The following is a 14,069-nucleotide window of genomic DNA, read 5'->3' as shown; positions in this document are numbered from 1 at the left end:
GATGTGGGAGAAATCAAGCATCCCCTATACCGTACGCAAGAAACGCAAAGCTTTTTTCAATAATATTGAAAGCCAAAAATCGGGGAATGTTTAGCTTGCGAAAAAGGGCTGATTTCGACAGCCTACTACTCGACTCCTGTCTCGCAGCGAATGCTGGGTATCGACATCCTTTTTCTACCTCCTTACTCGCCTAATTTGAACTTGATTGAGCGCTTGTGGAAGTTCACCAAAAAGAAGTGCCTATACAATCGGTATCACGAAACATTTTGCGATTTCAAGGAAGCTATCGACGACTGCCTTGATAAGGTAAAATCCGCTTTCAAGGAACAAGTAAAAACACTTTTAAACCCAAATTTCCAGCTATTTGGAAAATCCGCAGGCGTTGACCGCGTGAGGTATATCTGCTTATGCGGGCGGTGGTTATAGCTTGAAAGAGATAGGCGATTATTTTGATTTACACTATTCGACAGTAAGTGGGATTATTAAGAATCATAAATCAAAGACCTGACCCCGTCCGTGCGTCTGACCCCGTCCGTGCGTCCGTGTGACCCCGTCCGTGACCCCGTCCGTTTTATTACTCATCCCGCTGTTGATCACGCAATAATTCGGCAAACCCTTCTGTAGGTAGAGGGAGCTTTTGATAACGCCCTGATACATAGCCATGACAAATTTTGGGTTACCGACCTCTCAATGACTGGCTGCTGTTGGCCGGTCAGAGCCATTCAGATACCCTAATATTTGCTTACTGCCAGTGGCAGCTTTCAAGTATTTCAGGTGACGGGTTTGAACCAGCATGAGTGGCGGCACTTCACTGGAATATGCATAATGTGATATTTGTACAGAAACTTACGGTTATGACCGACAAATCGATTCCGAAAACTGTAAGATTATGTTCAAATGCTCACGCTAGTCCCAATAGGATGACTGCGCAGCAACGGATTTTGACGGTAATAAAGTTGCAGTTGCAGATAAATATCAGCAAAGTGAGTATGCAGAATTTCTGGTGCGCTGAAAAAATATTCGCTGATTACCGCAAAAAATTCGGCAGGACTGGTTGCTGCATAAGGGTTAATACAGACGCGATGGTGATGTTCAACTCGTTGTACCAGGCTTTCATAAGCTGCGCCGAGTGAAATTGACCACTCGGCTACAGCCATACCATGATGCAACGGAGGGAAACCGTCGGCGGGTCCATTCAGCATATCCAGCTTATGGGCAATTTCATGGATCACAACATTGCGACCGGATTGTTTCCCCTGTAAATCCCGCTCAACATCGTCCCATGACAGTATCAATGGCCCTCGAGACCATGATTCGCCGATTAGCACTTGTTCCTGATGATGTACAACACCCGCGACATCCCTTTCGTCTCGGCTAATCCGAAACGCACCTGGATAAACAATAATTCCGGTCCAGCCTGACAAACAGTCAATCCCAAGCCCAAGTGCGGGAAGACAGGCTTGGGCGGCGATGATCAAACACATTGCATCGGTCAGCTGAAGTTCCTGAGCGCCAAAAAACTTTTTTTCATGCAGAAACAACGTTGTCAGTTCGCGCAAGTGCGCTTTCTCAACGGCAGTCATTCCCTGCAAAACCGCCAACTTTTCGGTAACTTCAGCCCACAGACTATGCTCGATTGCATGACGGTGCAGAATGTAGCGAATACGTACGCGTTTGAAAACATTCATAGTCGCGCAAATCCTGATTCAACGATTAACACGATACTCCCGGCGTCTTCTCTAAAATGCTTACTATTTCACGGATCATGGTTTCATGATCAAGATAATCGACGGATACCGGGAATAAACGGCCACCATGCTCCAGAAGCAGTGATGGGTAAGAAATCACACTAAAGCTTCTGGCTGTACTGATTTCATTCTGTAATTCCTCTTCAATTTCATCACTGGTAAGGTCATTTGCAAATTTATCTACGGCCAATCCGACTTCTAATGCACATTGCAGTAAAGTTGATGGAAGTGAAGGATTTTTAGCTTTTTGATAATAAGCTGTTTGGATAGCGCCAATCATTTTATCTTCAAAGTCAGTCCCCTGTTGTCTTGCCGCTAAAATGGCTCTGCAGGCCGGATAAGTTGATCGGACAGGTATATTAATTATCCAGAAATCATAATTAAACAGCATGTTTGGGACGGTTTGTTCAATTCGCCGCCATGTCTGTTGTATATTTTTCTGCAATTCAACAGGCATAGGTTGCGTTGTATCGGGAGCTAATCCACCGATTATTTTTTTTATTCTGATGAAGTCAGGCAATTCTTTTTGTAACGCAGTTAAACTAAAGTCAAAAGCGTAACACCAGCTACACATTGGATCATGAAAATAAAATAAAGTAATGACCATTTGACGGTATCCAACCCTTAACACGGTTAGTCTTAAATTGACGGAATGAAAGAAGTATTGATTCTATTGATTGATTATCAGAGCAAACTAACCAAACCAAACAAGTCTCATGCTACCGGAGTTTTAATTATTTAGTCGCATCTATTATGATTTGACTTTCAATTTAACCCAGCTCAAATTGGAAGCTCATGATTTCAACTAACGTTCAACTGCCAAGGAAACTTTGAAAAAATACAATATGTAGGTATTTCTAATCTCTCCGGTATGGCCGTAAGTTGACCGTCATCACTTCATCAAGATCAACGACAGCTACAAGCAGCAATAAGGCGGCTGTTAAAATGAGATGATCAAGGAATACAAGCATAAATACCTCTATTGAGTTGATATTGTTGATTCGATGAAACAGATGCCTAAGTAATCAAAATTAATTTTAGTTTACGCTATGGGTTGATTTCATATCGGTGTAATTCTTCCAGAAGCCAACATTTCAATACGTTGAAAATGTAAGTCTGCTCATCAACGTTTAAAGAACGCCCCTTGGGAATTCGATGCCATTTTTCCAGACAGCCACGACAACAACAGGCCGTTGCATGTTGTGCAACAAATACAGGATGCCCCCGAAACGGCGTTTGCTTACCATCCTTTTCAGGAAAAGCCGGGGGCTAGCCGCTTACTAATAAAATCGTTGGCATGGCTGAGAACGGTGGTTAAACCTTTGTTATGGAGATACTCAAGGTCTTTAACCAGTCGGTGGTGGAATTTCTTACGGAAAGCGGATTTTTCTAGAGTAGCAAAGAGTTCGTCTAATTCTCTGATGGGTATCTAACCTGATTTATCTTTATAGAAGTTACGCATTGACGACAGTGTGAAATTCTGGGTTCAAATGATCCATACTTGGCATTACAGCCCCCCGCTTAGGGGTGTGTCGTTGTCCATAACAATACCGCCGTCGCTAGCAGAGTGATACAAGAAGCAGCTATGTTCATTAGGCCGATACGGATGGCGCCATTGATAGGGTTGCTGATACGGTTTAATGAGGCGTCCACCTCTGATTTGATCGTTGTAACCACCTCTTTTGCGCCTGCCCGCAGCAACCGTTCCATCGCTGTCTTACTGGCATCGAGTGACGCATTTAAAATGCGTTCCGCCTTTTCCTTGGCGTCAGTGCTCCATCGGAGTGAAATTCCTTCAAGTTCGGATTTGTACTGGTCAAGCATTTCTTGCTGCGCTTTTTGGCTAGCTTGCAGCAGTCTGTTATTGAGCGTTTGCAATATCAATAGGGGATCATCGCGACCCACGGCTATGCCGTGTTTTGCCGCGATTTCCTTAATCGTTTCTTCTATGTCATGCTCATGGCTCATTACAGTACCGCTGCGCTGTCCATTTGTGCAAACAACTGATTTTTTATGATTTTGAGCCGTTGCCTGGTCATAATGGTGAGTGCCGGATTGGCGAGCGCTTCATTGAATGTTAAGTGATCTTGCAGCATATCTGCCAAGTCTCGGCCATAGGTTTCTTCTTTAAGCGTCGGGATTTTAATAATCGCTGAAACTCGGCTTTTATTGGCTGTATAGGCCTTCATTTGTTCAAAGGTTTTGCCTTCGCTTTCTATGGCGCCCCAATAGGGATTGAGCCATACGATGAAAGTTGTCTCTTGGGTGAATTGTGTGGCGAGTTGCGAGAACCCGTTCAATGTATCCGTTAAGGCTTGGCTCCCCGTTATAACCGTATGCACCACTAATTCATGCCCCATTTCTTGTAATAACGAGGGGACATGGTTGCTATTAAGATAGTGCGAAAGCGGTACAAATGAGCTGGCGCCATTATCGATAATGACATCATCCGTTGCTGGAGCAATCAATTCTATCAGTGTGTCAAAGTTCCTCGGGTTAATTTCTTCATTCTCCATGATTTGAAGACGTTTAACATTCAGTCCCTCGAAACCATGAAAGGTGGCGTTTACCGGATCAGTGTCGATACAAAGCGGCTGTTGGCCGGTACCCATTTTGTATTGTGCCAGAATGGCGGCAATCAGCGATTTACCTACGCCACCCTTGCCTTGCAGGATCATGTGTATTTTTGCCATTAGATTAAGTCCTCTTTTTTTGCTATTGGATTGAATGTAAAGCCGGGTAGCTCATGCGACTTTTTCGTTATGGGTTCAGTGGTGTGGGCTGCTTGTTCTTGCTCAGGGTTTTTACTGCTGGTTTCATTTTTAATGATGACTAGCGATTGTTTAGGTTTCAGGATCAAATCGTTTGCATAGTTAACGAAGGTCTGATAACTAAACGTTATGTTCTTTTGGGTGTGTAGCGTTCTGTAAATTTGTTTGAGAGCCCAGCCATCTTTCATCGCTTCCTTGATGTCTTCTCTTAGCGCCAGAAATACTACCCGATTTTTTATGCCGGTTCCCTTCTGCTTTCGCTTCGTTTCTTCCTCGGCAATCAGTTCTGTCAGTTTTTTTGACATGGCTATTTTCTTGATAGGTGATGAGATTTTTGATTGATTTTTCCTTGATTATTCCTTTATTTTTCCATTACATAGCGATATTTTCTTTATTCATGGCGTTAAAAAATAGTCTAATAGAAAGTATACAAATAATCAATATATCGTAAATAAAAAATAAATGGTATGCTTCGCTTATACCGACTTTAGTCGGGGCAGGATATGTGAAGTGCTAGCACCTGCGCAGCAGGTACTCGCTCTTCACGTTCACTTATTCGCGCTAGGCACTCAACGGGATCCTGCTCTGCGAGGCCAAGCGGCTACCGCCGCTATCTTCTTAACTGAGGCTGTCATGGCAGAAAAGAAACCGACCAGAAAGGGAAGTACACCGATTGTTGTTCGGGTTACTCCTGATGAAAAAGCAGAAATAGAATCATTGGCAAGGCAAACCGGACATAGCACGTCAGCGTATTTGCGACTGCTAGGTCAGGGCTATATGCCTAAGAGCATTGTTGATAATTTTAAAGTCATGGAGCTTGCGCGTATTAACGGCGACCTAGGGCGGTTGGGAGGGTTATTAAAACTCTGGCTTACGAATGATGCCCGGACGGCTCAGTTTGGCGAGAGCACTCTGCGGGCGGCGCTTGCGCGAATTGAGGACACTCAGAACAAAATGCTTGAAATTATGAAGGCCGTGGTGATGCCTCGGGCTGATCGGTAACTATAGCGGCTAAACTTTTTGGTTAAGATGATTGCGAAGCATGTGCCTATGAAGTCGGTTAAAAAAAGCGACTTTGCCAGTCTGGTGAGATACCTGGCAGACGATCAGGAAAAGCATGAGCGTGTTGTCTATACCTCGGTAACTCATTGTGAATCGATCGACTTGAGTGCGTCGGTTATTGAGGTCACGGCCATCCAAGGCATGAATACCCGAGTTGAATCCGATAAAACCTATCACTTGATTTTGAGTTTCAGGGCCGGTGAACGTCCCGATGATAACGTTTTAGCAGCGCTTGAGAGCAGGATTTGTGAGGGGCTTGGCTACGGTGAGCATCAACGGGTGAGTGTTGCTCACGATGATACTGACAATTTTCATCTGCATATTGCCATCAACAAAATTCATCCGACACGTTTAACGATTCACAGTCCCTATAACGATCACAAGACTCTCGGTAAGTTGTGTGCGGCGTTGGAGTTGCAATATGGGTTGGAGCGGGATAACCATCAGGCCGTGAAGGTTGGCAGTGAAAACCGTGCTTTGGATATGGAGCATCACGCCGGGGTGGAAAGCTTATTAGGCTGGATCAAGCGCGAATGTCTTGATCAATTACAGGCGGCTTGTTCTTGGGCCGATCTACACCGTGTTTTGCAAGAACACGGGCTTGAGTTGAAGGAACGCGGTAATGGTTTGGTTATTTCTGATCAGGATGGCTTGATGGTCAAAGCGAGCTCTGTTGCTCGTGAGCTGTCAAAAGGTAAGCTGGTTGATCGATTCGGTGAGTTCAACTCTCAGCCCCGTTCTGGTAATACCGAAGGGTCAGGTAAGAAATATGAGGCCAGGCCAGTGCGGTCGCGTATTGATACAACCTTATTATTTGGTCGCTACAAAAATGAACAGCAGGGAACGAGAGCAAATCGTACCAAGGAATGGAAGGAATCCAGGGCGAAAAGAGATCGTTTAATTGCAGACGTCAAGAGTAAAGCGAAGTTGAAACGGGCAACAACCAAGCTGGCAGGTGGTTCCAGGTCTGAAAAGAAGTTGCTGTATTCGATGACTAGCCAAAGCGTTAAACATGAACTCAATAAAATTAACGAAGACTACCGTCGAGAGCGTGAACGGCTATTAAAACAGTATCAGCCCCTACAGTGGACCGACTGGTTACGCCGGGAGGCAACCAAGGGCGACCAAGAGGCGTTAGCAGCGCTACGTGCGCGCGTGGTTGCTCTTGGGCTTAAAGGTAACACGGTTAGCGCAAGTGGTGGAGAGCTGAAAAGGACTGGGGTTAAAGCCGATCAGGATAGCGTTACCAAAAAAGGCACCATCATTTACCGCGTCGGAGCGTCCGCCGTTCGAGATGATGGTGACCGGCTTAAGGTCTCTCGGGGTGCCACACGAGAGGGCTTGGCGGCGGCGTTGCGGTTAGCGATGGAACGCTATGGAACCAACATCACTGTGTATGGCACCGCCGACTTCAAGGCCCAAATTGTAGAAGTCGCGGCGACCGCCAATCTTCAATTGACGTTTACCGATTCCACACTGGAACGAAAACGGGTTTCCTTAGTAAATCCTTCAACCATAACTCTACAGGAGAGTAATGATGGTTCAACAGACAGAAGACGACGAACTGGAAGCGGCGCTGGCGGCATTGGCTCATCCGGCCGAAATGCCGCCGCCGGACATGATCGTGGACGGGGAACCTTCGAGTCCGGATTTACCCGTAAGCCCAACATTGGCAGCGTTGCCGTTATTTCGCCGCCCGAAGCCCGTAACCGTTTGCGAAACTTGTCCGAACTCGGTGTGGTTCGCTTCACCGAAGGAGGTGAAATGTTATTGCCGGGTGCTGTTTCTGGTCACCTGGAGCAGCCAGGAGCCCAATCAGATAACACATTGCGACGGCCTGTTTCTAGGGGAGGATTAGCACCCCACTCGTTTGCGGCAGCAGATCAGTACATTGAAGAGCGCGAACAAAAACGCCTTAAAATATTCGATATTATGGAACATAGGCGATATAATAAAGCCGACGTTGGCGTTGCGTCTTTTGCCGGTGTTCGACGGATCGATGGTGAATTTCTGGCATTATTGAAACGCAGCCAGGTCATTCTGGTGATGCCCATTGATGAAAAGACCGCGAACCGTTTGAGTCGGTTATCAATCGGTGATCAAGTAACCTGCACGGGGATTGGCATAGTTAAAACCAAGGGCAGAAGCAGATGAAAGACAAATTTAATAATGCGGTCGGCCCGCAGATACGAGTCGATAAGCCAAAGTCCGGAAAGATAATACCTGTTTTGGCAGTTATTTTTATGCTGGCCGGTTTGCAGTCGGCGACACAATTTTTTGCCAATGAGTTCGGATACCAGCCTCAACTCGGGACTCACTACCAGCATATTTATACGCCTTGGAGCATCCTGATCTGGACCTTTAAATGGGGGGGGCACTTTCAGGTTAGTATTATGAAAGCCGCCGGGGTCGGCATGACGGTGACCTCTATCGGCCTGTTAGGGTTAATGGTGGCTAAGATGGTGGGAGCGAACTCTGCAAAAATAAACCCCTATTTACACGGTTCCGCGCGGTGGGCTAATCAGCACGACATCGAAAGGGCAGGGTTATTGCCACGGCCAATAACAGCCTGGCAACAGCTGACAGGTAAAAAAAAGTGTTCAAGTGACGGCGTATACGTGGGGGCTTGGCTGGATAAAAAGGGGATTACGCGCTATTTGCGCCACAACGGCGCGGAGCATGTGCTGTGTTATGCCCCTACTCGTTCCGGGAAAGGGGTGGGTTTGGTCATCCCTACGCTGTTGTCCTGGGAACACAGCGCGGTCATCACTGACCTGAAAGGTGAATTATGGGAATTGACCTCAGGTTGGCGACAAAAATATGCGCGCAATAAAGTCTTGCGCTTTGAACCGGCCTCATTAAGCGGCGGAGTCCACTGGAATGCGTTGGATGAGATACGCTTGGCCACCGAGTACGAGGTCGGCGATGTGCAAAATTTAGCGACATTACTGGTTGATCCCGATGGGAAGGGCTTGGAAACGCATTGGCAAAAGACCGCTCAAGCCTTGCTGGTCGGAGTAATTTTGCACGTCTTGTACAAAGCGCAGCAGGAAGGCACGGACGCCACATTACCCGCCGTCGATGCCATCCTGTCTAATCCAGACCGCGATATTGCCGAGTTATGGATGGAAATGGCTACCTACGAACATGTGCATGGCAACAACCATCCGGCGGTCGGTACGACCGCGCGGGACATGCTGGACAGACCGGATGAAGAAGCCGGTTCAGTGCTGTCCACGGCTAAGTCTTATCTCGCCTTATATCGCGATCCTGTGGTCCAGCGTAATGTGAGCAAGTCGGATTTTCGGATTAAAGACTTGATGAATTTCGATGATCCTGTGAGTTTGTATATCGTCACCCATCCCAACGATAAGGCAAGGTTGCGACCGCTGGTGCGCGTCATGGTCAATATGATCGTACGGCTGTTGGCCGACAAGATGGATTTTGTTAACGGTCAACCCAAAGCCCATTACAAACATCGTCTTCTGATGATGATGGATGAGTTCCCCAGTTTAGGCAAACTCGACATATTGCAGGAGGCCTTAGCGTTTATTGCCGGTTACGGTATCAAGTGTTATTTGATTTGCCAGGACATTAACCAACTTAAAAGCCGTGAAACGGGCTATGGTCACGATGAAAGCATTACCTCTAACTGTCATGTTCAGAGCGCCTTTCCGCCCAATCGTGTTGAGACGGCCGAGCACTTGTCTAAACTGACCGGTCAAACGACCGTCGCTAAAGAACAAATCACCACCAGCGGCCGACGCACTTCGGCCTTGCTTGGGCAGGTGTCCCGTACTATTCAGGAAGTGCAACGGCCGCTGTTAACACCCGATGAGTGCTTGCGTATGCCCGGGCCGGTTAAGGGCACAGAGGGTTTGATTGAAAAGGCGGGTGATATGGTTGTATATGTGGCCGGTTACCCTGCCATTTATGGCGTGCAGCCCTTGTTTTTCAAAGACACTATCTTTAAGGCCAGGGCGGCTATTCCGGCACCGATACTAAGCGACAAGCTCATACGCGTCCATAGCATTGAAAACGGGGAAGAGGTCATCAAGTTGTGAAGCGGTTCACCGTTTGTTTTGGCGTGGCGATGTCGGCCTTTATCTTGAGCGGGCTTGCCTATGCTGTCGGCATACGGCTAAACACAACGCCGAGCATTCCGGTTGGCGTGTATCGGCTAACGAATGTGCCCATAGTGAAAGGTGCTTATGTGTTGTTTTGCCCGCCGCCTGCGGCAGTTTTCGATATGGCAAAGGCACGCGGGTATCTGGGTGCCGGGTATTGTCCAGGCGGCTATGGACACATGATGAAAAAGATTTTAGCGGTTCAGGATGATGTTGTGTCTATTGGCACTGACGGCGTTCAGATTAATGGTCAATTGCTGTCCTTGAGCGCCCCCATCAAACTCGATGGAAGTGGTCGACCACTACCGAACTATAAAGCTTCCTGGGTGTTGGACAGTACCGAGGTTCTGGTCATGTCTGACAGCAACAGGGGTTCGTTTGACGGGCGTTATTTTGGCCCGATCCAGCGTTCACAAATAGAGGGCGTTATTCGTCCGATTTTCACCTGGTAAGCAAGAGACATTCAATTACCACATCAACCATAAAACAAAGGAGAACGACCATGACCACATTTGATAGAGAGACTGCCGCAGCAGATGCATTTATTGAAAAAATGAGTGACGCTGAAACCACCCCAGGCTTTGCTGTTGAGTTTGATCCAGAGGAGGCCGACATGGCAGGCGCTTTTGAAGAAGACGCGCTCAGTGAAGCCGATGCCTTAGCAAGTAGTGTCGACTGGGTTGGCCTTGGTTAAACGATCAGACCGACTTAGCAACTGAAATCATAAGCCGCCCAAGTAGCGACTTACACCATCGTAACTAACCCGCAGGAGGTTATCTCAATGGATAAAAACAAGAAACCGTTTCATGAAATCGTTGCAGAAAAGTTAATCAAACAACTTGAACAAGGCACTGCACCCTGGCAAAGACCGTGGAATCCTGGCGAGTCCGGTGCGTTCCTGCCCTATAACCCGGTGACGGATAATCGCTACAAGGGTATCAACTCACTGTATTTGTTGTCGCAAGATCGAGACGATCAACGCTGGATGACCTACAAGCAGGCCACCGAAGCCGGTGCTCAAGTCCGTAAAGGCGAGAAGGGTACCGGAATTCAATACTGGAAATTTGTCGACGAACACATCAAGAAAGACGCTGCCGGTAAACCGCTAGTAGACAGCGACGGCAAGCCGGTTAAAGAGCTGGTCAAACTGGAAAGGCCGCGCGTATTTTTTGCGACGGTGTTCAATGCCGAACAGATTGATGGCTTGCCGCCTCTCCAGCGGAAACCGCAAGCCTGGGATCCGATTGAACGGGCCGAAGGAATTTTAGCCACCTGCGGTGTTGCTATTCATTACAACGGAAGCGATCGGGCTTTTTATCGGCCATCGACCGATAGTATTCATTTGCCGGAAAAGGGGCAGTTTCCGAGCGCCGAAAAATTTTATGCAACCGTATTGCATGAAATTGGGCACAGCAGTGGTCACCCGAACAGGCTCAATCGCGATCTGTCCCACCCGTTTGGCAGCGAAGGTTACGCCAAGGAAGAATTACGCGCTGAAATTGCCAGCATGATTTTGGGTGATGCGTTGGGCATTGGTCACGATCCCAGTCAACATGCGGCTTATGTGGGTTCGTGGATCAAAGCACTGAAAAACGATCCTATGGAAATTTTCCGGGCTGCGGCGGATGCGGAAAAGATTCAAAACTATGTTTTAGGCTTAGAGCAACAACAAGTTCAAGAGCTCGCCGCACAACAAGACTCAGAAAATATATCGGCAGTGTTGGCGGTGGGTCTTGAGTCCGTATTGCAGCATCCTGAAGAATGGCAATTTGATCATTATCAAGCCTACGAAGGCGCTAGTCTGGATGCGGCGTTGCGCAAGCAGGGATTTAATGCCGTCGGAGACATAACTGGCAAGGTGCCAGGCCAGTTTTACACTACCGCAATCCAGAAGCTTTCGCCGGTATTTGGCATTGAGCCAGAGGACACCGCTATATCCAATGCCTATCTTGAACGAAAAGGCCTGGCCCAAGCTTTTCAAATAATGGCCGAGCGACTGATAGAGGAGCACCGGCAACAACAAAGCGAAGTTGAGCGTATACACATCACTGAGGTGACAGCCATGACAGCAGCAAAAGCGATTACCCCCGACCCGTTTGCTAATTTAGTTGTTGAGGACATTGAGCGCGCAAAGGCCGGACTGGCAGAGTGGAACAATTCAGTTGCTCAAGTGATAGGGGAGGGCGAAGCCGTTGTGGCCAGTGATCGAGTGCTGCATGGCAAGTACGACGAGGCTCTTGCTCATTTACGGACAATAGCGGCCTTAGAAGCTAGCCATTCGGAGCTGGGTCATTTTGCTGAGCTTGCTAAAACACTTGAGCAAGGTTGGCGAACTTGGCAGCAGGTAAACGGAGTAGGGCCTGCGATAACGCCAGCCATGAAACGTTCTTTTACGACTATTCAATCCGAGCTGTCTCAGCTATCCAGTGCGACTGCCGATGACTATCGGAAAGCGGCGGAGTTAGCGCGAATCGAGGAACAGCGCGTTAAGGGTGATCCAAATAGTACGGCTGAAGATATTTCATTGGCCAGGGAGCAACGCAAAACCGCTGATTTAGTCGCCACGATCCACGATAGCGAGTTCCAGAAGAAAATAATCGAGATTGAGCAGCAACAGGCGCACATCATTTCCGGTCAAGATGATAAAACCTACATTAATGTCCCGTATCGCGAAAAGAACGAGGCCAAGGCTCTCGGTGCGAGTTGGGATCGAGGGCAACAGTCTTGGTATATCCCAGCCGGCGTCGAACAAGCACTGTTTAATAAATGGCTACAAGCCGGTGATGCCAAGTCACCCGCTAAGGAGAAGACTAACATTAAGACTGCAGCCGATGAAGTAAAGGCTGACAGGCAATATCTCGCGGTTCCTTACAGAGAACGGGTTTTGGCCAAGGCTGAGGGCGCACTCTGGGATAAGCAGGCAAAATCGTGGTATGCCAAGTCGACTGCGAATCTGGGTAAATTACAACGCTGGTTGCCGGAAAACGTAAAAAATCAACAAGCACCTGCCATGACGCCGCGTGAGGAATTTGCCGAAGCCTTGCAAACCCTGGGCTGCATCGTTATCGGCCAACACCCTATCATGGATGGTAATAAGCACAGAATCGAAACCGTGGGTGATAAAGCGGGTGAACGCGCGGGGTTTTATGTGGGGCACCTTGATGGACATCCGGCTGGACATATTCAGAACAACCGGACGGGTGAGGTTTTGAAATGGAAAGCCAAGGGCTATTCGTTAAGCGAACAGGAAAAGGTAATGTTGCAGGCTGATAGCGCCGCCAAGCTCCAACAGCGTGAAGTCGCGCAACAAGCCCAACAAAACGCGGTGGTGAGAGCTGTGCGTGAATTATTGGCTGTCGCCGCTCCGGCTCCGGCAGACCATCAATATTTGCAAACGAAGCAGGTCCGTCCAGGTGATTTGCGCGTAGTGCCGGTAGATGGCAGTGCCTTGCCTGCCGATTCGGTAGTGATGATTGGCAAGACCTGGAAAGCGACTAAAGCCTTACGCGAAGCAAACCCGGATAAATTGGTTTTTACAGCTGGTGATTTGCTGCTGACCGCTCAAGACGTGAACGGCGAAATCCGGTCAGTGCAAACCATCCAGGACAACGGCATTAAGCGGTTTGTTGCCGGGGGCGCTAAACAAGACATGTTTCATGTTGTGGGTGGGCAAGGGCTCGATGCACTTGAAAAAGCACCGGCTATTGTTATCGGCGAGGGCTATGCGACGGCGGACACCTTATCGCAAGCGCTTGGCTATGCCACTGTCGCTGCATTCGACAGTGGCAATCTGCCCAACGTGGCCAAGCGGCTACGTGAAAAATTCCCCGATAAACCCTTTGTTATTGCGGGCGACAATGATGTGCATCTGGAGCTGACTGAAGGCAAAAATCCAGGTAAAGAAAAAGCGTTGGCGGCGGCAAAAGCTGTCGCTGGCACGGCTTTTTTTCCGATATTCGCCCCAGGTGAACAAAGCTACCCGGCGAAACTGGAGCCGGTAACGCCGTCAAAAGCGCGATCTGGCATTTTGACCGATGAACAACAACAGGCGATTGCCAAAATGAAACGCTACACCGACTTTAACGATCTTGCGACCAACAGCGTATTACTCGATGTTCAAGTTTTTAAGCTTAGAAATAGGCTATGTCATCGTTAACTATGGAATTTTTTATTTCTTTTTCATAAAATAAGCCATGTAGGTTTTCAATTGGAGATCATCATGAAAAACGCCGAGTTTTTTCAATTAATTACTGCAATCCGTGAATTAGATCATCACCAGCGCAAACTGCTGAACGCTGCCTTAAATCAACTATCCGACGAACCCAAAGTCCTCGAATTGATTGAGTCCTGCTTTGATGCTA

General features: G+C 47.9%; 13 protein-coding genes and 1 pseudogene. 7 read left to right on the top strand and 7 right to left on the bottom strand.

Translation table 11 applies throughout. The features are described 5' to 3' along the window. Window positions 1-150: 150 nt before the first annotated feature. On the top strand, window positions 151-426 hold the full coding sequence (locus RW114_RS21055; protein WP_422614839.1) for a transposase: 276 nt from the start codon (window positions 151-153) through the stop codon (window positions 424-426). A gap of 467 nt (window positions 427-893) precedes the next feature. On the opposite strand, the gene RW114_RS17860 is transcribed toward RW114_RS21055, so the two are convergent. The 7 genes and pseudogenes from RW114_RS17860 to RW114_RS17830 form a co-directional block, all read right to left on the bottom strand. Beyond that, window positions 894-1,688, bottom strand: a complete 795-nt coding sequence (locus RW114_RS17860; protein WP_340124111.1) for a M90 family metallopeptidase — start codon at window positions 1,686-1,688, stop codon at window positions 894-896. Window positions 1,689-1,713: 25 nt separating this feature from the next. Further along, window positions 1,714-2,355, bottom strand: coding sequence for a DsbA family protein (locus RW114_RS17855; RefSeq protein ID WP_340124110.1), 642 nt, complete (start codon window positions 2,353-2,355; stop codon window positions 1,714-1,716). Between the two features lie 440 nt (window positions 2,356-2,795). Next, a pseudogene (locus RW114_RS17850) lies at window positions 2,796-2,954 on the bottom strand (DUF4186 family protein); the annotation flags it as partial. Window positions 2,955-3,000: 46 nt separating this feature from the next. Further along, complete coding sequence (locus tag RW114_RS17845; protein ID WP_340124112.1) at window positions 3,001-3,102, bottom strand: DUF4186 family protein; 102 nt, start codon at window positions 3,100-3,102, stop codon at window positions 3,001-3,003. A 167-nt stretch (window positions 3,103-3,269) separates the two neighbouring features. Continuing rightward, a complete protein-coding gene (locus RW114_RS17840) occupies window positions 3,270-3,716 on the bottom strand; it encodes a conjugal transfer protein TraM (RefSeq protein ID WP_340124109.1) in 447 nt (148 codons plus the stop codon). After that, a complete protein-coding gene (locus RW114_RS17835) occupies window positions 3,716-4,441 on the bottom strand; it encodes a nucleotide-binding protein (RefSeq protein ID WP_340124108.1) in 726 nt (241 codons plus the stop codon). Before RW114_RS17835 ends, RW114_RS17840 begins: the two co-directional genes overlap by 1 nt. Continuing rightward, on the bottom strand, window positions 4,441-4,824 hold the full coding sequence (locus RW114_RS17830; protein WP_340124107.1) for a TraK family protein: 384 nt from the start codon (window positions 4,822-4,824) through the stop codon (window positions 4,441-4,443). Before RW114_RS17830 ends, RW114_RS17835 begins: the two co-directional genes overlap by 1 nt. Window positions 4,825-5,152: 328 nt before the next feature. On the opposite strand from RW114_RS17830, the gene traJ reads away from it, so the two are divergent. From traJ to RW114_RS17800, 6 genes are all read left to right on the top strand, one after another. Next, the gene (gene traJ, locus RW114_RS17825) at window positions 5,153-5,521 is read left to right on the top strand and encodes a conjugal transfer transcriptional regulator TraJ (protein ID WP_340124106.1); all 369 of its coding nucleotides are present in this window, start codon (window positions 5,153-5,155) and stop codon (window positions 5,519-5,521) included. A gap of 27 nt (window positions 5,522-5,548) precedes the next feature. Then, entirely contained in the window at window positions 5,549-7,735 is a 2,187-nt protein-coding gene (gene traI, locus RW114_RS17820; protein WP_340124105.1) for a TraI/MobA(P) family conjugative relaxase, read from the top strand. Then, a complete protein-coding gene (locus tag RW114_RS17815) occupies window positions 7,732-9,645 on the top strand; it encodes a type IV secretory system conjugative DNA transfer family protein (RefSeq protein WP_340124104.1) in 1,914 nt (637 codons plus the stop codon). The genes traI and RW114_RS17815 overlap by 4 nt, the downstream gene beginning before the upstream one ends. Beyond that, window positions 9,642-10,160: a conjugative transfer signal peptidase TraF gene (gene traF / locus RW114_RS17810; RefSeq protein WP_340124103.1), complete on the top strand. Its 519-nt coding sequence runs from the start codon at window positions 9,642-9,644 to the stop codon at window positions 10,158-10,160. Before RW114_RS17815 ends, traF begins: the two co-directional genes overlap by 4 nt. A gap of 50 nt (window positions 10,161-10,210) precedes the next feature. Next, window positions 10,211-10,402, top strand: a complete 192-nt coding sequence (locus tag RW114_RS17805; RefSeq protein ID WP_340124102.1) for a conjugal transfer protein TraD — start codon at window positions 10,211-10,213, stop codon at window positions 10,400-10,402. Window positions 10,403-10,489: 87 nt separating this feature from the next. Further along, window positions 10,490-13,864, top strand: coding sequence for a zincin-like metallopeptidase domain-containing protein (locus RW114_RS17800; RefSeq protein ID WP_340124101.1), 3,375 nt, complete (start codon window positions 10,490-10,492; stop codon window positions 13,862-13,864). Window positions 13,865-14,069 lie beyond the last annotated feature (205 nt).

It is taken from the genome of Methylobacter svalbardensis (assembly GCF_037671525.1).
Lineage (GTDB): Bacteria > Pseudomonadota > Gammaproteobacteria > Methylococcales > Methylomonadaceae > Methylobacter_A > Methylobacter_A svalbardensis.
The sequence above is the reverse complement of the archived record's forward strand: the minus strand, read 5'-3'. Positions and strand labels throughout refer to the sequence as shown.